At 60.8% G+C, this 19193-nt stretch carries 17 protein-coding genes and 1 riboswitch; of the genes, 14 read left to right on the top strand and 3 right to left on the bottom strand.

What is annotated here, in order from left to right:
• The first annotated feature begins 232 nt into the window (after positions 1-232).
• The 13 genes from JZI28_RS04820 to JZI28_RS04760 all read left to right on the top strand — a co-directional run bounded on the left by JZI28_RS04820 (position 233) and on the right by JZI28_RS04760 (position 11313).
• Complete coding sequence (locus JZI28_RS04820) at positions 233-961, top strand: urease accessory protein UreD (RefSeq protein ID WP_375699413.1); 729 nt, start codon at positions 233-235, stop codon at positions 959-961.
• A 1-nt stretch (position 962) separates the two neighbouring features.
• The gene (locus tag JZI28_RS04815; RefSeq protein WP_278921113.1) at positions 963-1265 is read left to right on the top strand and encodes an urease subunit gamma; all 303 of its coding nucleotides are present in this window, start codon (positions 963-965) and stop codon (positions 1263-1265) included.
• A 23-nt stretch (positions 1266-1288) separates the two neighbouring features.
• Positions 1289-1876, top strand: coding sequence for a HupE/UreJ family protein (locus tag JZI28_RS04810; RefSeq protein WP_348154754.1), 588 nt, complete (start codon positions 1289-1291; stop codon positions 1874-1876).
• Between the two features lie 14 nt (positions 1877-1890).
• Positions 1891-2196, top strand: coding sequence for an urease subunit beta (locus JZI28_RS04805; RefSeq protein WP_375699412.1), 306 nt, complete (start codon positions 1891-1893; stop codon positions 2194-2196).
• Positions 2197-2267: 71 nt separating this feature from the next.
• Complete coding sequence (ureC, locus tag JZI28_RS04800) at positions 2268-4010, top strand: urease subunit alpha (RefSeq protein ID WP_375699411.1); 1743 nt, start codon at positions 2268-2270, stop codon at positions 4008-4010.
• A gap of 10 nt (positions 4011-4020) precedes the next feature.
• On the top strand, positions 4021-4458 hold the full coding sequence (locus JZI28_RS04795; protein WP_348154761.1) for an urease accessory protein UreE: 438 nt from the start codon (positions 4021-4023) through the stop codon (positions 4456-4458).
• Positions 4442-5107: an urease accessory protein UreF gene (locus tag JZI28_RS04790; RefSeq protein WP_375699410.1), complete on the top strand. Its 666-nt coding sequence runs from the start codon at positions 4442-4444 to the stop codon at positions 5105-5107. Before JZI28_RS04795 ends, JZI28_RS04790 begins: the two co-directional genes overlap by 17 nt.
• The gene (gene ureG, locus JZI28_RS04785; RefSeq protein WP_297341281.1) at positions 5104-5727 is read left to right on the top strand and encodes an urease accessory protein UreG; all 624 of its coding nucleotides are present in this window, start codon (positions 5104-5106) and stop codon (positions 5725-5727) included. The genes JZI28_RS04790 and ureG overlap by 4 nt, the downstream gene beginning before the upstream one ends.
• 104 nt (positions 5728-5831) lie before the next feature.
• Positions 5832-6452, top strand: coding sequence for a glutathione S-transferase family protein (locus tag JZI28_RS04780; protein ID WP_295450410.1), 621 nt, complete (start codon positions 5832-5834; stop codon positions 6450-6452).
• Between the two features lie 970 nt (positions 6453-7422).
• The gene (locus JZI28_RS04775; protein WP_375699409.1) at positions 7423-9183 is read left to right on the top strand and encodes an ATP-binding protein; all 1761 of its coding nucleotides are present in this window, start codon (positions 7423-7425) and stop codon (positions 9181-9183) included.
• 154 nt (positions 9184-9337) lie between these two features.
• Positions 9338-9628, top strand: coding sequence for a hypothetical protein (locus JZI28_RS04770; RefSeq protein WP_375699408.1), 291 nt, complete (start codon positions 9338-9340; stop codon positions 9626-9628).
• The gene (locus JZI28_RS04765; protein WP_375699407.1) at positions 9600-10625 is read left to right on the top strand and encodes an IS110 family transposase; all 1026 of its coding nucleotides are present in this window, start codon (positions 9600-9602) and stop codon (positions 10623-10625) included. Before JZI28_RS04770 ends, JZI28_RS04765 begins: the two co-directional genes overlap by 29 nt.
• Before the next feature lie 292 nt (positions 10626-10917).
• Entirely contained in the window at positions 10918-11313 is a 396-nt protein-coding gene (locus JZI28_RS04760; protein ID WP_375699406.1) for a hypothetical protein, read from the top strand.
• A gap of 118 nt (positions 11314-11431) precedes the next feature.
• Here the strand turns inward: JZI28_RS04760 and JZI28_RS04755 are convergent, their stop codons facing one another.
• From JZI28_RS04755 to JZI28_RS04745, 3 genes are read right to left on the bottom strand one after another with little or no spacing between them, the layout of a single operon-like run.
• The gene (locus JZI28_RS04755) at positions 11432-14776 is read right to left on the bottom strand and encodes an error-prone DNA polymerase (protein WP_375700079.1); all 3345 of its coding nucleotides are present in this window, start codon (positions 14774-14776) and stop codon (positions 11432-11434) included.
• Between the two features lie 50 nt (positions 14777-14826).
• Positions 14827-16104, bottom strand: coding sequence for a DNA polymerase Y family protein (locus JZI28_RS04750; RefSeq protein WP_375699405.1), 1278 nt, complete (start codon positions 16102-16104; stop codon positions 14827-14829).
• A complete protein-coding gene (locus JZI28_RS04745; RefSeq protein ID WP_375699404.1) occupies positions 16091-16807 on the bottom strand; it encodes an ImuA family protein in 717 nt (238 codons plus the stop codon). Before JZI28_RS04745 ends, JZI28_RS04750 begins: the two co-directional genes overlap by 14 nt.
• 133 nt (positions 16808-16940) lie before the next feature.
• Positions 16941-17151: riboswitch (cobalamin riboswitch) on the top strand.
• Positions 17152-17309: 158 nt separating this feature from the next.
• Between JZI28_RS04745 and JZI28_RS04740 the strand changes: the two genes are divergently transcribed.
• Complete coding sequence (locus JZI28_RS04740) at positions 17310-19193, top strand: TonB-dependent receptor plug domain-containing protein (protein ID WP_375699403.1); 1884 nt, start codon at positions 17310-17312, stop codon at positions 19191-19193.

Genomic DNA, 19193 nt, shown 5'->3' with positions numbered 1-19193 from the left:
ACATGCTGCTGTCGCCCGAAAGATCCGGCCTGAAGATCTGGCCAAAGGATCTGACCCGATAAAGGAGACCGGCATTACTCTGACCGCCGACATATCGCAGCAAGCCGCCCGGCCTGTGCCCCCTGCCCGCCCCAGCCAACCGCGGGCGCAGGGCGCTGTTGACCTTACGGTCAAGCAGACGTCGCGGGGGTCGGTGCTGCGGGGGCTGCGGCAGTCTGGCTCGTTCAGGTGTTTGTTTCCACGAATAAAAACCACAAGCCTCGAGGCGGTTCTGATCAATACGGCCGGTGGCATCACCGGCGGCGATGACATGCGGATCACTGCCGGTGTCGGGGCCGGTGCTGCCTTAACTCTGACCACCCAGACGGCTGAACGCGCCTATCACGCCCAGCCCGGTGAAGTGGGGCAGCTGCAGACCAAACTGAACGTCGCCGCAGGGAGCCATGTGAACTGGCTGCCACAGGAAACCATTCTGTTCCAAAGCTGCGCCCTGTCACGCCACCTTGACGTGGAACTCGCCCCGGATGCCACCGCCCTGCTGGTGGAGCCGCTGGTCTTTGGCCGCCTGGCCATGGGAGAAACGGTGACACAGGGGCGCTTTCATGACCGGATTGTGCTGCGCCGCAATGGCACCGAGCTCTACCGCGACGCCATGCGCTTTGACGGTGACATGCAGGCACAGCTGGACCGCCCGCATGTGGCCGCCGGGGCCCGGGCGCTGGTCTCGGTGATCTATGTGGCGCCGGATGCCCGCGGCCAGCTGGCCCCCTTGCGGGCCATGTTGCCACCCCAGGCCGGGGCCTCGGTGATTGGGGATGACCTGTTGCTGCTGCGCATTCTCGCGGCTGACGCCTATGAGCTGCGCCGCAGCCTGATCCCGATCCTGAACCGCCTGACACAGAACTGCCCACCACAGAACCGCCTGACACAGGGCACCCTTCCCCGATGCTGGATGATCTGACATGAACCTGACCCCCCGAGAAAAAGACAAACTGCTGATCGCCATGGCCGCCGAGGTGGCCCGCCGCCGCCTGGCGCGCGGCGTCAAGCTGAACCACCCCGAGGCCATCGCCCTGATCACCGATGCGGTGGTCGAGGGCGCCCGTGACGGCCGTTCCGTCGCTGACATGATGGAGGCCGGCGCCGAGGTCATCAGCCGCGACCAATGCATGGAGGGCATCGCCGAGATGATCCATGACGTGCAGGTCGAAGCCACCTTTCCCGACGGCACCAAGCTGGTGACCGTTCACAACCCCATTCGCTAATGTCCCATTTGGAGAAGCCCAAGATGAAACGACTGCTTGCTCTCACCCCAGCCCTCACCCTCACCGCTGGTCCTGCATTGGCCCATCTAGATCCGACCGAGCATGGTTCATTTGTTGCGGGCATGAGCCACCCGGTGTTTGGCGCAGACCATATCCTGGCCATGGTCGCCGTTGGACTGTGGGCGGTGATGCTGGCCGGCAGGTCAGAGGACCGTCGCGCCTTGGCAGCGCTGCCGGTCGCCTTTGTCGCTGCGATGGCTGCGGGCTTTCTGCTGGCAATGGCGGGTGTTGGCCTGCTTTTCGTGGAGCCGATGATCCTCGCCTCTGTGTTGGTCCTTGGCGGTCTCTGCGCACTGGCGCTGCGCCTGCCGCTGACAGGCGCTGTTGGCGTGACCGCGCTTTTTGGCATGTTTCACGGTCACGCCCATGGGGCCGAACTGGGAAGCGCTGAGGCGCTGCCCTATCTGGCCGGTTTCGCCATCGCGACCGCGCTGCTGCACGCTGTGGGTGTTCTGGGCGGGCTTGGCCTCGCACAGCGCGCACCGCTGGCCACCCGCCTTCTGGGCGGATTGGTCGCCGCAGCAGGCACCACACTGATGATTGCAGGCTGAGGAGGGAAAAAGCCATGATCCCCGGAGAAATCATCCCCGCCGCAGGCGATCTGACCCTGAATGCAGACCGTGAGGCGGTAACGCTGATGGTGGCGAACACCGGCGACCGCCCGGTGCAGGTTGGCTCGCACTACCATTTTGCCGAAGCCAACCCAGCGCTGGAGTTCGACCGCGAGACCGCCCATGGCCATCGCCTGGACATTGCAGCGGGCACCGCCGTGCGGTTTGAACCCGGCCAGCGCCGCGAGGTGCAGCTGGTGCCCTTTTCCGGTGCCCGGCAGGTCTTTGGCTTCAACCAAAAGATCATGGGCGCGCTCTGACCGCTGCTGCCCCCTCTCAGGCGCGTGCCACTGCGCTCTACACCAAACTGTTTTGCTGAGGTTTCAACCCCATGCCCACCCAGATTTCCCGTGCCGATTACGCCGCCATGTTTGGCCCGACCACCGGCGACAAGCTGCGCCTTGCCGATACGGACCTGATCATCGAGGTCGAGCGCGACCTGACCGCCGAGCGCGCCTCGGGCTCAGGAAATGCGCCGCTCTATGGCGAAGAGGTCAAATTTGGCGGCGGCAAGGTGATCCGCGATGGCATGGGGCAATCCCAGGTGACCCGCGCCGCCGGCGCGGTGGACACGGTGATCACCAATGCGCTGATCATCGACCACACCGGTATCTACAAGGCCGACGTGGGGCTGCGGGACGGGCGCATTGCCAAGATCGGCAAGGCAGGCAACCCTGATACCCAGCCCGGAGTGGATGTCATCGTTGGCCCCGGCACCGAGGTCATCGCTGGCGAGGGCCGCATCCTGACCGCAGGGGGATTTGACAGCCATATCCATTTCATCTGCCCACAACAGATCGAAGACGCGCTGCATTCCGGCCTCACCACCATGCTGGGCGGTGGCACCGGGCCAGCCCATGGCACCCTGGCCACCACCTGCACCCCCGGCCCATGGCACATTGGCCGCATGTTGCAATCAGCCGATGCCTTTCCCATGAATCTGGCCTTTGCCGGCAAGGGCAACGCCGCGCTGCCCGCCGCCCTGGAAGAGCAGGTTTTGGGCGGCGCCTGCGCCTTGAAACTACATGAGGACTGGGGCTCGACCCCGGCCGCCATCGACTGCTGCCTGTCGGTGGCAGACGCCTGGGACGTGCAGGTGATGATCCATACGGATACCCTGAATGAAAGCGGCTTTGTCGAACATACCGTCGACGCCATCAAGGGCCGCACCATCCATGCCTTTCACACCGAAGGCGCCGGTGGCGGCCATGCGCCGGATATCATCAAAATCTGCGGCGAAGAGCACGTTCTGCCCTCCTCGACCAACCCGACGCGCCCCTTCACCGTGAACACGCTGGAGGAACATCTGGACATGCTGATGGTTTGCCACCATCTGGACAAATCCATTCCCGAAGACGTCGCCTTTGCCGAAAGCCGCATCCGCCGCGAAACCATCGCCGCCGAAGACATCCTGCACGACATGGGCGCGTTCAGCATCATCGCCTCCGACAGCCAGGCCATGGGCCGGGTGGGCGAAGTCCTGATCCGCACCTGGCAAACCGCTGATAAGATGAAAAAACAGCGTGGCCGCCTGGCGGAGGAAACCGGCGACAACGACAATTACCGGGTGCGACGCTACATCGCCAAATACACCATCAACCCGGCCATTGCCCATGGGATATCCCATGAAATCGGCAGCCTGGAAGAGGGCAAACGCGCCGATCTGGTGCTGTGGAACCCAGCATTTTTTGGCGTCAAACCCGAAATGGTGTTGCTGGGGGGCTCTATCGTGATGGCACAGATGGGCGATCCCAATGCCTCAATCCCGACGCCACAGCCGGTATATTCCCGGCCGATGTTTGGCGCCTTTGGCCGCGCCGTGGAAAACGCGGCTGTTACCTTTGTCTCTGCGGCCGCGCAGGACGCTGGCATCGGCCAGAACCTGGGGTTGGCGAAACAAACAGTGGCGGTGCAAAACACCCGCAACATCGGCAAGAAAGATCTGCTGCTGAACACCGCCACCCCGGTGATGGAGGTGAACCCCGAAACCTATGAGGTGCGCGCCGATGGGGAGCTGCTGACCTGCCAGCCCGCCGAAGTGCTGCCCATGGCACAACGCTATTTCATGTTCTGAGGAGGCCACAATGGACCTGCCAACCGCCCGCGAAGTGATCCACAGCCACCATGGCGACGACCAGGTGACGCTCACCTATGATGCACGGTTTTTGCGCCGCAAGGTTTTGACCGCCACCTCTGGGGCGCAGTTCCTGGTGGATCTGGCGCAGACGTCCTCTGTGGGTGGTGGGGATGCGTTCAAGCTCTCTGACGGGCGGCTGATTGAGGTCATCCCCGCCACTGAAACCCTGCTGGAAGTCACCGGCGATCTGCCCCGGCTCGCCTGGCATATCGGCAACCGCCATACCCCCTGCCAGGTCGAAGACAACAGGCTGCTGATCCAGATGGACCATGTGCTGCGCGATATGCTGGAAAAACTGGGCGCTGATCTGCGCGAGGTCGAGGCACCCTTTACCCCCGAAGGCGGGGCCTATGGCCACGGACGCACCCATGGTCACAGCCACTAGCGCCCAGATCCTCACCCTCAGCCAATGGCTGTCACCGGCCTATCCGGTAGGCGCCTTTGCCTACAGTCACGGCCTGGAAGCGGCTGCGGACCAGGGCTGGCTCCGCGATGGCAGCGATCTGGAGGCCTGGTTGCAAGAGGTGCTGGAGCATGGCGCCGGGCGTTCGGATGCGCTGTTTCTGGCCGCCGCCTGGCACGCGAATGCGGCCGCTGATCTGGTCGCTGACCTGGCCGCGATCGACGCCACCGCCTGTGCCTTTGCGGCGTCACAGGAACGGCTGTTGGAAACCCGCCAGCAAGGCCGCAGTTTTGGCCTTGTGACCGAGGCGATCTGGGGGGCGCAGCTTGCCGGGCTCACCTATCCGGTGGCACTGGGGGCGGCGGCGGCGGCTGAGGGCCTGCCGCTGGAGCTGACCCAGGTGATGTATCTGCAGGATTTTCTGTCCAATCTGGTCGCGGCGGGCCAGCGGCTGCTGCCGGTGGGCCAGACCGAGGGGCAGCAGATCCTGCAGCGGCTCAGCTGCCGCCTGCCCGCCATTGCGGACCAGACCTGCGATGGCGATCTGAGCCAACTGTCAGCCACCGCCTTTCTGGCCGATATCGCCGCGATGAAACACGAAACTCAACGATCAAGGATATTTCGCACATGACGAGCCCCAATGGCCCTCTTCGTATTGGCATCGGCGGACCGGTTGGCGCCGGCAAGACCACGCTGACCGCAGCCCTGGCCGAAACCCTGCGGGACAAGCTTTCCATTGGTGTGATCACCAATGATATCTACACGCAGGAAGACGCCGAGGCGCTGGTGCGCATGCAGGTACTGCCCTCGGACCGGATCATCGGGGTGGAAACCGGCGGCTGTCCGCACACCGCGATCCGCGAAGATGCCTCGATCAATCTGGCAGCGGTGGCTGAAATGGTCGACCGCCACCCGGAGGTCGAGGTCGTGCTGATCGAAAGCGGCGGTGATAACCTGTCGGCCACCTTCAGCCCCGAGCTGGCGGATCTTACCATCTATGTGATCGACGTGGCCGCGGGCGAAGAAATCCCCCGCAAGGGCGGCCCGGCGGTGACCCGTTCGGACATTCTGGTGATCAACAAGACCGATCTGGCCCCCCATGTGGGCGCCAGTCTGGAGGTGATGGAGCGCGACGCCGCCCGCATGCGTCAGGGGTTGCCGACCTATTTCACCAACCTGAAGGCCCGCGTCGGTGTCGATGAGGTCTGGCAAGAGATCCGCAACATCGGCGGCCTGCCCTCGGCGGCGTAGTACCCCGCCATATGCGCAGCTGACCCAACGTGACACTGGTGCTGAGCGACAAAGGAGGTCAGCCTGTGAGACAGGACACAGCACCACTGGGTCAGGAGGCCAGCATGTTTACCGTACATCATCTCAACAACTCACGTTCGCAGCGGGTTCTTTGGCTGCTGGAGGAACTGGGCCTGCCCTATGAGATTGAACACTATCAGCGCGATAGCGTGACCAATCTGGCGCCCCCTGCCCTGCTCGCCAAACACCCCTTGGGGAAATCCCCCATGCTAGAGGTAGACGGGCGGATCATCACCGAAAGCGGCGCAATTGTTGACTATCTCTGCGCCGGCTTTGGGCCGCAACTGGTGCCCGACCGCGACACCGACGCCTATATCAGCCATCTGGAGCTGATGCATTTTGCCGAAGGCTCTGCGATGACGCCCATCCTGTTGCAGCTTTATGTGGGCAAACTGGGCGAAGCAGGCGCGCCGCTGGCACCGCGTATCACCCAACAACTGGAAAGCCACTTTGTTTATATGGAGAGCCTGCTGCGTCCCTCTGGGCATTTTGTTCAGGATGAGCTGTCCGCCGCAGATATCATGCTGAGCTTTCCCGCCGAAATCGCCATCGCCCAGGGCCAGGGGAAAAACCTGCCAAAACTGGCGGGCTTTGTGGCCAGTATGCAGGCGCGGCCGGCCTATCAGCGGGCGCTTGAAAAAGGCGGCGCCTACGCCTTTGCCTAGGGTCGGGACCGATTGTTTCTGAGCTCCAAGCCCTGGTGTGCCGGGCCTGCTTGGGGCTCGGCTTCCTGCCTTTCATCTCTGGCCACAGTAGTCCCCGGAATCCGGGAGACTGCACTACCGTGCACTCTGACCCTGCGTTTGGCCAATTTGCGCCAGCACTCGCAAAAGTTGTGACCAACCCCTTAGCCGGTCAGCTGACCCGGCACTTCAGATTCTGCTGATCCGGTTCGCCCAATCATCCCCGACGCCCATGCGCTCTGTGTCACTGGCACCGCCAAACGATCTAACGGCTCTGGCAGGTTTCGCCCCCTCACCCGCGTCTATAATTTGAACACAAAGCCTGGAATGAACACGAGGGGCTGAACCGGGCAAACCTAGCGCGGCGGGTCAGGCACAGGGGCAGCCCAGCCGCCGTGCAAAACACGGCCCCCTCCTGCCGGGTCTTGCGGCTAAATCAATTTGCCCACCCGTGTACCAGCCTGTCGTGCAACAGATTTAGCCTCCCTGCGAGGGTTCCCAGCAGGTCGCTGTCTACGGGGTATCTGGTCAAACGGAACCGATCTGCACTGCGCAAACATTTCTGCGCGGCCACCACAAACCGTCGCGTGGAAAAATTCTTCCTTTGGTTTTATTCAATTACCACTTTACCCGCAGCCTTGCTGCACTGCCCATTGATGCTTTTTGCACGAGGTGGCCCCCCATCAGGATCCTCAACAAAGCGCGTGGTTGCGATTGACGGGCTTGATCATGGGGCACCCAAAGGGCAACACTTAACGAAAGATGGAAACACGGTCCTGCTTTCGGTGCGAGGTATTTCTACCACCCTGTGCCGATTAAGGGACCACTCACCTTTTAATCCTACGCTGCGCGCAGGAGTTCGTGTCTATTTTAAGGGGTTGTTAACGGTTGCTACCGGCGCTTGGTTTGCCAAACAAGGAACGATGTGAAGGACACCGCAAGGACAATGCGAATGTTGAAATTATCACCAGACCTTAAGGCTTCGGTGTGCGCCCAAAACCAGCTGGTCCGCGAAGACATGCCGTCTCGGTTTGCTTCGATCACCGTCATTTCGCTCTTGTCGCTCTACTACCTTCCGTTTCAGACGGTTTGCTTTTTCTATGTCGCCATCGCCCTCATCGAACTTGTCGGATTGTATGTGTATAACAAGCTAAGGCGCAAGGTGACTCTCGCCGGGGTTGTTCTTTTTTCCCTCTCAGCCTTCGTTGGCATCTTGCTTTTCAATGCCATCCCGATCCTGCTTTTCCTGGAACCCGACGCCTTTCCCAAACTCGCTGGTGCCATGTTATTGGTGATCGCGCTCAATCACAGCGTGGTGGCCCGCTCTGAGTGGATGTTCTTTGGCCTGCTGACCGCTTTGCCAATCATTTGCGCTGTCGGATATATGATTGTCAGTTTTCTTCACTCCTTTGCCAGTCCGGTTGAGATTGGCATCGCCGTTGTCATTCTGGTGCTTGGGGCGGGCTATGTCGCCCACAGCATGCGGGCGCTTAACAAAATGACCGATCGTCTGCGCCAAGCCCTGAGCGCCGCTGAAGCCGGAAGCCGTGCCAAGAGCAGTTTTCTCGCCGCCATGAGCCATGAGATCCGCACCCCGCTGAACGCGATTTGCGGCATGGCAGAACTCATCGACGAAGAGGACACAGATCCAAAAACAAAACAGGAGCGCAGCCTGTTGCTGCGGCAATCCGCCCAGGCGCTGACTGGTATTTTGAACGATGTTCTTGACCATGCCAAAGTGGAATCCGGTCATATCGAAATCAATGTCACCGCAGCCTCGCCCCAGGTTGAAATCACCAGTGCGGTAGAGATGTTTCGGGCCCCTGCCCGGGCCAAGGGCCTGCAGTTCAGCCTGAATTTTAGCGAGGATCTGCCACGCTACGCTGAATTTGATGCCTTGAGACTACGGCAAGTGATTGGAAACCTGGTGTCCAATGCAGTCAAATTTACCGAGACGGGGCATATCAAGGTTCAGGTGTCATCGCAGCAGGTTGATGCGACCTGCGTTCTGACCGTCCAGGTTTCGGATACCGGGCGTGGGATCGCCGCAAATCAGATCCCTCATCTTTTTGCTGAGTTTTATCGGGCCGTGGATAAAAACGCGCCAACGGTCCCGGGCACCGGCCTTGGGCTTTCGATTGCGCGTCGGTTCGCCCGGATGATGGGGGGAGACATTTCAGTTCGTTCTGTTCTCAAGGCGGGAAGCTGTTTTTCTTTTACCAGTCAGCTCAAAATCCTGGAAGAGCCACAATCCCCGCCGGAGTTTCCCAACGCCAAACACATCACAGACGACCCGCAAGCGCTTGACCACGATCTAGGCGTCAAATCCATATTGCTTGTCGATGACACCCAGTCCAATCGCATGGTTGTGCGCTCCTTTCTGAAAAAGAGCAATGTCGAGATTATCGAGGCCGAAGATGGCGCCAAAGCATTGAAATGCCTCGAACAGCGCCCTGTGGACCTTGTTTTGCTGGACATGAAAATGCCAATCATGGATGGTGAAGAAACCTTGTTGGAAATGGCGCGGCGCGGCGGCCGAATTGCTGCAACGCCGGTGATCATGCTCACCGCCAATGCCGCAACCGAAGATCGCCAACGGTTCCTTGCGCTTGGGGCCTTGGGCTATATCGCCAAGCCCGTAAAGAAATCGGTCCTGTTGTCTGAGATCCGCAGCGTTTCAGCCGTCAGCCATGAGGCAAAAACCGCGCTTTAAACCGCTGACATCCCGCCTCAGGGCCTCATAAATCTTAAAATGACCCTATGTAAGTTAATGTAATATTTACGATTGCCTGTAAAAGTTGTTTTAAATTTTAGCAAATCCCCAAGACTGAGTCTTGAGAGATTCTAACAAATGGGTAGGCACCCAAATGCAATCGACAGAGATCACCTTTGATAACTTGGGTGAAACCGGTACATTATTCACGGCGCTTCTGCGCGCACGGTATCATCACTTCATCGAAACGCGCGGTTGGAAACTTCCCAATACGCGCGGGCTCGAATTTGACCAGTATGACACCCCGGAAAGCATCTATTGTACCATACATGATGCGGTGGATGCCCCCTCCTCGAACGGCATCGCGATGTGCCATGGTGGTTATTCAACCACCACCAAAGAGAAAGGGAGCACCCATGGAAGAAGATATCATCATTGGCGTTGATCTGGCAAAGAACGTTTTCCAGCTGCACGGCGCGCGCCGGGATGGACAGGTTGTGTTTCGGAAGAAATTGAGCCGACCACAATTTGCCAAGTTTTGCGCCGAACATCCACGCAGCCTTTTCGCCATGGAAGCCTGCGCGACAGCCCATTATTGGGCACGCGAACTGATGTCGTTGGGTCATGAAGTGAGGCTCATTCCACCGATCTATGTCAAGCCATTCGTAAAGCGCCACAAGAATGATGCGGCAGATGCGGAGGCCATCACCGAAGCTGCGCTGCGGCCCAACATGTCCTTTGTCGTGCCAAAATCCGCTGAAACCCAGGCACTGACCATGATGATGCGCACACGGGACCAGCTGTTGGAGCAACGCACTGCAACCGTGAACGCCTTGCGCGGCCATCTTGCGGAATTCGGGCTGATTGCACCTGTTGGGTTGAAGAATGTTGAGCGGCTCCGGGAGCTGGTCGATGTCCATCCTGATCTTCCGGAACTGGTCGTGACGATGGCCAAGTTGCATTTCAACCGCATCGACCAGCTCTCGGAAGAGGTCGATACGCTCACCGGGCGGATCAAGAGCCATTGCGCCGACAGTCCAAAGGCACGACGGTTGCAAACCATGCCCGGCATTGGGCCGATTGCCGCGATGGTGATCGAAGCGTTTGCGCCAGACATGAAGTGCTTTGAAAAAGGGCGGGACTTCGCGGCTTGGCTTGGTTTGGTCCCCAAACAGCATTCGACGGGAGGCAAAACCCGACTTGGACAGACCAGTAAAATGGGTCAAAAGGACATTCGCCGCGCGCTGATTATCGGCGCGATGAGCTGCATTGCCGCCGCCGCGCGGCGCGGCAAACGCTGCCATCCTTGGCTACAAGACAAGCTGGACCGCAAACCAAAGATGGTGGCCGCTGTGGCACTCGCCAATAGAATGGCCCGCCAGATTTGGGCGATGATCACCAGAGAACAAGGCTACCAGTCAAATCAGGAGGTGGCCGCATAAGCTTCTGTCCCGCTTGCATTAAGTGGGCAGATGGCAAGGAATGCTCTGAAGTGATGGACGTCGATTGAACAGATCCTGATTGGAAAGCCAGATAGGGGTAGGGCGCTTACAGCCCGCGGAATCGAATTGGACCCAATCAGCGAACTGACCATCATGGCCCGCGGCGCGTAAAAGCCGCAACACGAGGCCGAATACACGACCGCAATCAAATCGCTGGAAATCAGCTCAGGAAATCCTTGCAAAACCGGGGGCATCCATACATGATGGGCTGACCGTTTATGGCGGCCTGCGGGTGACGCCCACTACCGCCCATAACATCAACGCCAGCTACATGCTGCGCGATGCGCAGCTTGGCCTGTTACCGGATATGCCGACGAACCTTCTTGACGAACCTGCACCACAGGATCCCGGCACATGGGAGGTCAGCAGAGTTTTTGTGACCGATACCCTGAGCAGCCGGGACCGAATGCGGGTGAGAAGTGAAATCGGCTTGGCCCTCGCCCGTTTGGCAGAGACCTGGAAGTTTGACTCCTATATCTGCCTGACCTCTGTCGCTGCAGGCTTGCTCATGCGCCGCACGGGTCTCACAATTTCGCCGGCAGGCCCGCGCCTCGAAGTCGGTGGCGAAACCTGCCAAGCCTATCACCTGAAGGTGGACGCCAAGAACGTGCGTAGCCACGCAGCCTGATCTATCCACCCCAGATTTCTCCGCTCCAGATTTCTCCTGTCCTGGGCGTAAAACGAGCCCCGCAGCCCTGTCGCAGCGTTGCGCACATCGTTTGGTGCCATTGGATACATGGCTGTTCTCAGTGGAAATCCCGACTTGGGAACAACCGCTTTGCCTGCTCGCGCGGGTGACGGGCGGAGGTTTTGTAGCCTCCTCTGGGGGCGCCGTCCGCCTGGGGCTGGGTGATGCCCACCGCGTCATCGAGAGGGTGACCCAACTCAGAAAGCCGGTGGGAGAGGTCCTCGATATGATCGGCGATGAGATGCACAACGATGCCTTCACGCTCCAACCGGCCTGTCACCCGCAAAAGCCGCCCCCCCATGACCACCCGCCGAAAGCGTTTATAGACCTTGGACCAGATCACCACATTGGAGACGCCAGTTTCATCCTCAAGGGTCAGGAAAATCACGCCAGACGCGGTGCCGGGGCGTTGGCGTGTAATGACGAGGCCGCAAACACTTGTGCGTTTCAGGGGGGCCTCGGGCAAACGGTCATGGGGCGTCAGATCGGGGATCATCGGGCGCAACAGCTCCATCGGGTGGGCGCGTAACGTGAGCCGCATGGAGACATAGTCTTCGACAACTTCTTCTCCCAGATGCATGTTGGGCAGATGCACCTGGGGCTCGTGAATGCCCTCTCCGTCCATTGGATTGGCAAAAAGCGGCAGTGGTTTAGCGGCGCGGATCGCCCGGACCTGCCACAGGGCATCACGCCGTGTCAGCCCCATGCCGATAAACCCATCCGCCTCTGCCAGCCGTTCCAATACCGAGGGCGCAACCCCCGCACGCAGCCAGACGCTTTCGGGGTCCTGATAGCCGTTGCCCCGCGCCGCCCTGATCCACCCCGCATCCTCCTTGCGAAACCCTTTGATCTGGCGAAACCCAAGGCGCAGCGCCAGCGCCCCATCGGCGCGCCGTTCCAGACTGTTGTCCCACTCGGAGTAATTGACGCAGACCGGTCGCACCTCGACGCCATGATCGCGCAGATCACGCACGATCTGGGCGGGTGCATAAAACCCCATCGGTTGGGAATTCAGCAGCGCGCAGGCAAACACCGCCGGATGATGGCATTTGAACCACGAGGAGACATAGGTCAGCATGGCAAACGCAGCCGCGTGGCTTTCGGGAAATCCGTAGTCAGCAAAGCCCTCGATCTGCGTAAAACAGGCCTCGGCCACCTCTTGCGGATAGCCGTTGTCCAACATGCCCTGCACAAACCGGTCGCGATGCTCACCGATGGTGCCCATACGCCGAAACGACGCCAAAGAGCGGCGCAGTTTGTCGGCCTCTTCCGCCGTGTAACCCGCGCCGACCACCGCGATCTGCATCGCCTGTTCCTGAAACAGCGGCACCCCAAGGGTTTTGCGGGTTACCTCTGCAAGTGCGGGACCAAAGGGTTCGGGGGCCTCTAGCCCCTGCCGCCTGCGGATATAGGGTTTGACCATGCCCCCCTGGATCGGGCCGGGGCGCACAATAGCGACCTCAATCACCAGATCATAAAATGTCGCGGGTTTCATCCGGGGTAAAAAATTCATCTGCGCCCGGCTTTCCACCTGAAACACCCCCACCGCATCCGCCCGCTGCAGCATCTCATAGGTGGCACGATCCTCCTGCGGCACGGTGTCAAGAGCCAGCTGCCGCCCCTCGAACTCCGCCAAAAGATCAAAACAATTATGCAGGCAGGTGAGCATCCCGAGAGAGAGCACATCGATCTTCAGGATGCCCAGCGCATCAATGTCATCCTTGTCCCACTCAATCACGGTGCGATCCTCCATCGCGGCATTCTCGATGGGGCATAGCGCGTCGAGCCGCTCATGGGTGATGATGAACCCGCCGACATGCTGGGACAGGTGACGCGGAAAACCGATGATCTCGCCAATGAGTTTGAGCGTCTGCGCCAGCCGCAGATCCGTCGGGTCCAGACCCAGCGCTCTGACCCGGTCCATGTCCACCCCCGCATTGGTCATGCCCCAGATATCGCCCGACAGCCGCGCCGTCAGGTCCTGGGACAGGCCCATGACCTTGCCCACCTCGCGGATTGCAGCGCGGGTGCGAAAGTGGATCACCGTGGCACAAAGCCCCGCACGGTGTCGGCCGTATTTCTCATAGATCCACTGGATCACCTCTTCGCGGCGCTCATGTTCGAAATCCACGTCGATGTCGGGCGGCTCGCCACGGTATCGGGAGATGAAGCGTTCAAACACCATGCCGATCATGTCCGGGCTGACATCGGTGATGCCCAGCAGGTAACAAATAATGGAATTGGCCGCCGAGCCCCGGCCCTGACACAAAATGCCACGCGCGCGGGCTTCCTGCACGATATCATGCACCGTCAGGAAATAGGGCGCGTACCCCAGCTCACCAATCACCGACAGCTCCTTTTGCATCAACTGGTGCACCCGCGCCGAGGTACCCTCCGGATAGCGCCGGCGCAGCCCTTCCTGGGCCAGGCGCGTGAGCCGGGCCTGCGCGGATTCACCTTCGGACATCTCGTCGGGGTATTCATAGCTCAGGTCCGACAAATCAAACCCACAGCGCGCGGCAATTTCCAGCGTCCGCTTCAGCGCCGCCGGATGCCGCTGATAGAGCCGCGCCATGTCGCCAGCACCTTTGAGACGGCGCTCGGCATTGGGCAGGGCCTTGGTGCCGATCTGGTCAATCGGGACGCCGTCGCGCAGGCAGGTGAGCACATCCGCGAGCTGTCGGCGTTTGCCGTGATGCATCAGCACATCCCCCACCGCCACCATCGGCGCAGAACAGCGTAGCGCCATGGCAGCACAAGCATCGAACCAGGCCTGATCGGAGCCGTCATAGCGCGGCGGCGCAGCAAAAAAGACCGCGCCGGGAAACCGCCGCCCCAGTCGCTGCACCGGCTCCTGCGCGCGGCTCAGATCCGCAGGCGGCAGGGCAATGAGGATCATCCCCAGGCAGCCCGCCTCCAAGTCTTGCAGATCCAGGTGACACTCCGCCTTGTCGGCCCGCCGCTTGCCAAGGGTCAAAAGCCGCGACAGGCGGCGGTAGGCGGCACGGTCTGTGGGCAGAGCCAGCCAGTCCACCGGGCAATCCCGCAGCACCAGACGGCTGCCGACGATCAGTTTCGGCAGATGCGGTGCTTGGGATGTATGGGGCACCTGAGGCAAGGGCAAATCCTGCGGCTGCCCGACCTGTTGGCGCGAACAGGCATCCACCTGATGCGACGAGCGCACCCGCAAGCTCTGACTCGCCTCGTCGCGCAGGGTTTTCAACGCTGAATAGGCCCGCACCACGCCAGCCAGCGTGTTGCGGTCAGTGATGGCGATGGCTTCCAGACCCAGCTCCGCCGCGCGCAGCACCAATTCCTCCGGATGCGAGGCACCGGTGAGAAAGGTGAAATTTGTTGTCACACACAGCTCCGCATAGCCCGCCTTGTCACGGTGCCAGAGCATGGGGTCAAAGCGGCGGGCCTCCCCCTGCCCCTTGTCACGCCCCCCCTGGGTCATGTGAATTCACCCTGTGCAAACCAGCCCGGGTTCTGCGGGGTATAAAACAGCCAGAGCCGCCGCCCTTCGCGGGTGTCCACCTGCCAATAATCACGCAGGCCCGTGCGCCAGGTGTCATCCGAGAGCCACCATTCCGGCGCGATCCGTTCGGGGCCGATGGCACGGCCCGTTGTGAGCCGCATCCGCCGCCAGCGAAACTGAACCGGGGGCTGTGGTCCACGGGCCGCGATCGGCTCGGGGGGGAACAGGCACAGCGGGCGCGGACGCGGTGCGACCCAACCAGTCTCGGGCTTGCTAAAGGCAGCGGGCGCAATGGAAAAGGCGCGTTCGGGGATATGGCTGTCGGCGGGCAGGAAGCGCTGGATATTCTCCAACCCAATCCGGGTGCCGATGCGGGTGATCAGATCGTTGAGTTGGTCGGGAGAGCTCTGGCCGCTGCCAATCTGTTGGGCGGGGAGCGGCTCGATCAGCGTCGCCTCAATCCGCATTTGGTCGATCCCGAACCCGGCGTCGACCTCGCCCACGCCGCGCTCAAACAGCGGCAAAATACGGCTCGGGTCGCGCATCGGCGCGGCCAGGCGCAGCTCGACCTGCTGGTGCCCCTGATCAACCCGCCGCAGGGTGAGACAAAGGCGGCGCGCGCCCATTTCCTGGGCTTTGAGCTTGTCGCACAGCGGCCTGAGCAGCCGTGCGGTGATGCCCATCACGTCCTCGGTCAGGCCAATCGGGTCAGGCAGGCTCATCCGTGTGGCAAACTGCGGCGCCACGCTTTCGGGCATGATCGGCTCAGAGACATGCCCCATCGCCTGATCCAGCCGCAGCATCAGGTCGGGGCCAAACCGACGGGCCAGCGGAGCGCGGGCCGCCACAGTGAGATCGCCGATACAACGCAGACCAAGACGTTGCAGCGCCGTGACCATCTGATCGTCAATCCGCAACGCAGCAACGGGCAAATCGGTGAGCGTGCTCTGTGCCGCGCCGTAATGTGCCCGCGCCCAGGCCGCGCCACGGCTCTCCCCCAGCCCAAGGCGCAGCTCCAATCCCGCACGGCTGGCCCGCGCCCGCATATCAGCCAGCATCATAGGCTCACCGCCCCAAAGATGGGTCGCGCCGCTGACATCAAGCACCAGACCATCCACCCCCTCATAGCCCACCCAGGGGCAATAGCGCGTCGCCCAGCGGCGCAGGCTGGCAAGGAAAGCCCTGTCGAGATCAGGACGGGCCGGCTGGCTGATCAGATCGGGGCAAAAGGCGCGCGCATCAGCAAAGCTCATCCCGCGGCCCAGGCCGGCCTGTTCCGCCGCCCGATTGAGGCAATAAATCCGTTCGGTATTCTTGGCCTTCAGCGTCAGCGCAAAAGCCCCGTCCACCGGGCGCGCCCGCAGAACCCGGTCGCTCGCCAACCGGGGAAACCACATCGAGACGACTCGTTTGCTGATCCCATCGCACATGCCAGGCTCCCAATGTTCCTGATTTGTTCTTGGTAATTTCCCAGCGCTTCAGAGTCGAGTCTTCTTGTTCAAAATCAAAAACCGGACGGGCGTGCCAGCGGGTTTCCGCAGCATTCGACCCCATGCCTTCCGGGATAATGCACAGCCCCGTCGTACCCCCCGCCTTGGCCGCCAATTGCAACCGCCGCCCCTCGCGCAGATCCAGCGGACGGGTTATTTCGAGCACCACATGGGGCAGCGCCCCGTCTTTGAGACCCTCTTCGGCCACCGCAAGCGCGTCCAGCTGATCCTTGGGGCGGGCCAGCAACATCTGCGCCGGATCAAAGAGCGGCAGCATCCCCTGTGGCGTCAGGGTCTCGGACAGCCACGCTTGCCGGATCCAAAGCACAGGCCCCCGTGCGGCCAGCACCGCAAACCCCATGGCTCCGGCCCCGCAGACCTCATGGACGCGGGCACGGCGCAGGGGAAAAACATTGTGAAACTCGACTCGCATGAATGCGAACATAAAGGGAACAAATGGGCACATCAATAACCCTGCTCTGGTGCAACAAAGTCGCCCAGTCCGCCACCTGCAGTGCCGCGCGCCAAAACCTCACCATGCGACTGTTCTCAAGCGATCCGCTTTGAACTCGCTTCTTGACAGAGCGGACAATGCCGGACTAAGTCGTGAGCATTCTGGTCCGGCTGGGAGATCACCCGGATAATAGGGAACACGGTGAGGTGTAGCCAATAGGCGCCTAATCCGTGACTGCCCCCGCAACTGTGAGCGGAGAGCAATGCTGCAAAATGCCACTGCCCCAATAGGGCGGGAAGGCGCAGCAAAGCCTCGACCCGCAAGTCAGGAGACCTGCCAGAATGATCACCCTATCCCGGTGCGGGGCGCGCTGTAGATAACGGTTTTCCGTAGTGGTGGCGTTTTCACCGTCTGCGGAGGCACGTCCTCTCAAAGGCTCTCATTTTGAACGAGCTGTCCGCTATGGGCAGCTGCTTGGCCTGTGCTTTGACACCAGGCCGGGAGGAATTGAACTATGCGCAAGGCACGCCTGTCCTTGGCTGCGGCTCTGGTCGCGACCCCCGCTATTGCATTGGCCCAAGACTCTGAGGTCATCGACCTGGGCGAAATCATCATTTCTGGTGGCTTCACGCCTATTGAGGCACAAAGATACGGCCGCTCGGCCTCGGTTCTCACCAGCGAAGAGATCCAGGAACGCGGCATCACTACCGTCCAGGACGCCCTGCGGGCAGTGCCCGGCCTGATGGTCAATGGCTCCGGTGACAGTTTCACTCAAATCCGCATTCGCGGCGGCGAAGCCAACCACACCCTGATCCTGATTGATGGTGTTGAAGCCTCTGGCGGCGATAGCGAATACATCCTGTCCGGTCTGGACACCGCCAATATCGAACGCATTGAGGTCCTGCGGGGTCCACAATCAGTGTTTTATGGCTCCAACGCCTCGGCTGGGGTGATCAACATCATTACCAAGACCGGCGGCATCGGCACCGAATACGGTGGCAGCGCCGAGGTTGGATCTGACGGCTACCGCGCCTCTGCACGGGTATCCACACGCTCTGAGCGTGGTGGCATCTCTTTCAGCCTGGCCCATGACCAAGACGATGGCTACGACACCTCCGGCGATGGCGGCGAAGAAGATGGCATTCGTCGCACGACGCTTCAGCTGAAAGGCGACTACCTAGTCACGGAACGATTGAAACTCGGCTTCAACCTGCGCAGCTCGGACGAACACTACGACAGCGACAGCACCTCCGCCATCGCAACCGATGCGGCCGGTTATGTGGTGGACGATCCAACCCAATTCAGCGAGCGGGACGAGAGCCTGGCGCAGGTCTATGCCGAGTTAGACACCTTGGGGGGGCGTTTGAAACATCGCCTGTCTTTGGAGCGCACCGATTTTGACAGCGCCAGCAATGGTGGCACCCCAACCGAGACCACGACAGAAGCAGCCAAATATCTGCTGAGCTTTGGTCTGGATGGGCAGCCTGTTGATCAGGCCAATCACCAACTGAACGCGATGCTGGAATGGGAAGAGGATTCCAGCAGCAGCAACCCGCTTTATGCGCGCCGCACCAACTCATTCGCCTTGGAGTACCGTGGCAGCTTTGCCAATGGCCTGGATCTGCAACTTGGCGTGCGGCGCGACAATAACAGCGCCTTTGAGGATGCAACCAGCTGGACCGCCAGCGCCTCATATACTTTTGCGGGCAGTGGCATCCGCCTGCATGGCTCGGCGGGGACAGGCGTGGTTAACCCCTCCTATTTCGAACTCTTTGCCAATGTGACGTATGGCACAACCACCTATCTCGGCAATCCGAACCTGAAACCGGAAGAAAACCGCAGTTTCGACATCGGTGTCGAGGTCCCATTCCTGCAGGGGCGCGGGCTGGTTGACGTGACCTACTTTGACGAGACCCTGACCGGTGAGATCGAAAACTATGTGGTAAACCCCACCACCAGATCCTACCGCAACCAGGCAGGTGACAGTGACCGAAAGGGCGTTGAGCTCGCCGCCAGTCTCGACGCCACAGACACCCTCGACTTGCGTCTGACCTACACCTATCTGGACGCCAGCAATCCCGATGGCTCAGTTGAAGTGCGCCGCCCGGAACATGAGCTGCTGCTGAGCGCCACCCTGCAGGCCTTTAATGGCCGTGGCTCCGTAACGGCTGACCTCCGCCATGTGGCCGGCAATTGGGACAGCCAGTTCTTTGGCTCCTACGCCACCGCCCAACTACCAGACTACACCACCGTGGATCTATCGGCCCAGTATGAGCTAACAAACAACGTGGTATTGACAGGCCGTGTCACCAACCTGTTTGACGAGGATTACGCGGATGTCTGGGGCTATGCCAAACGGGGCCGTGCCGCCTATATCGGCGTAAAGGCCTCGTTCTGA

Source organism: Pseudophaeobacter sp. TrK17 (genome assembly GCF_042192375.1).
Lineage (GTDB): Bacteria > Pseudomonadota > Alphaproteobacteria > Rhodobacterales > Rhodobacteraceae > Pseudophaeobacter.
This window is presented reverse-complemented; position numbering and strand designations above follow the sequence as displayed.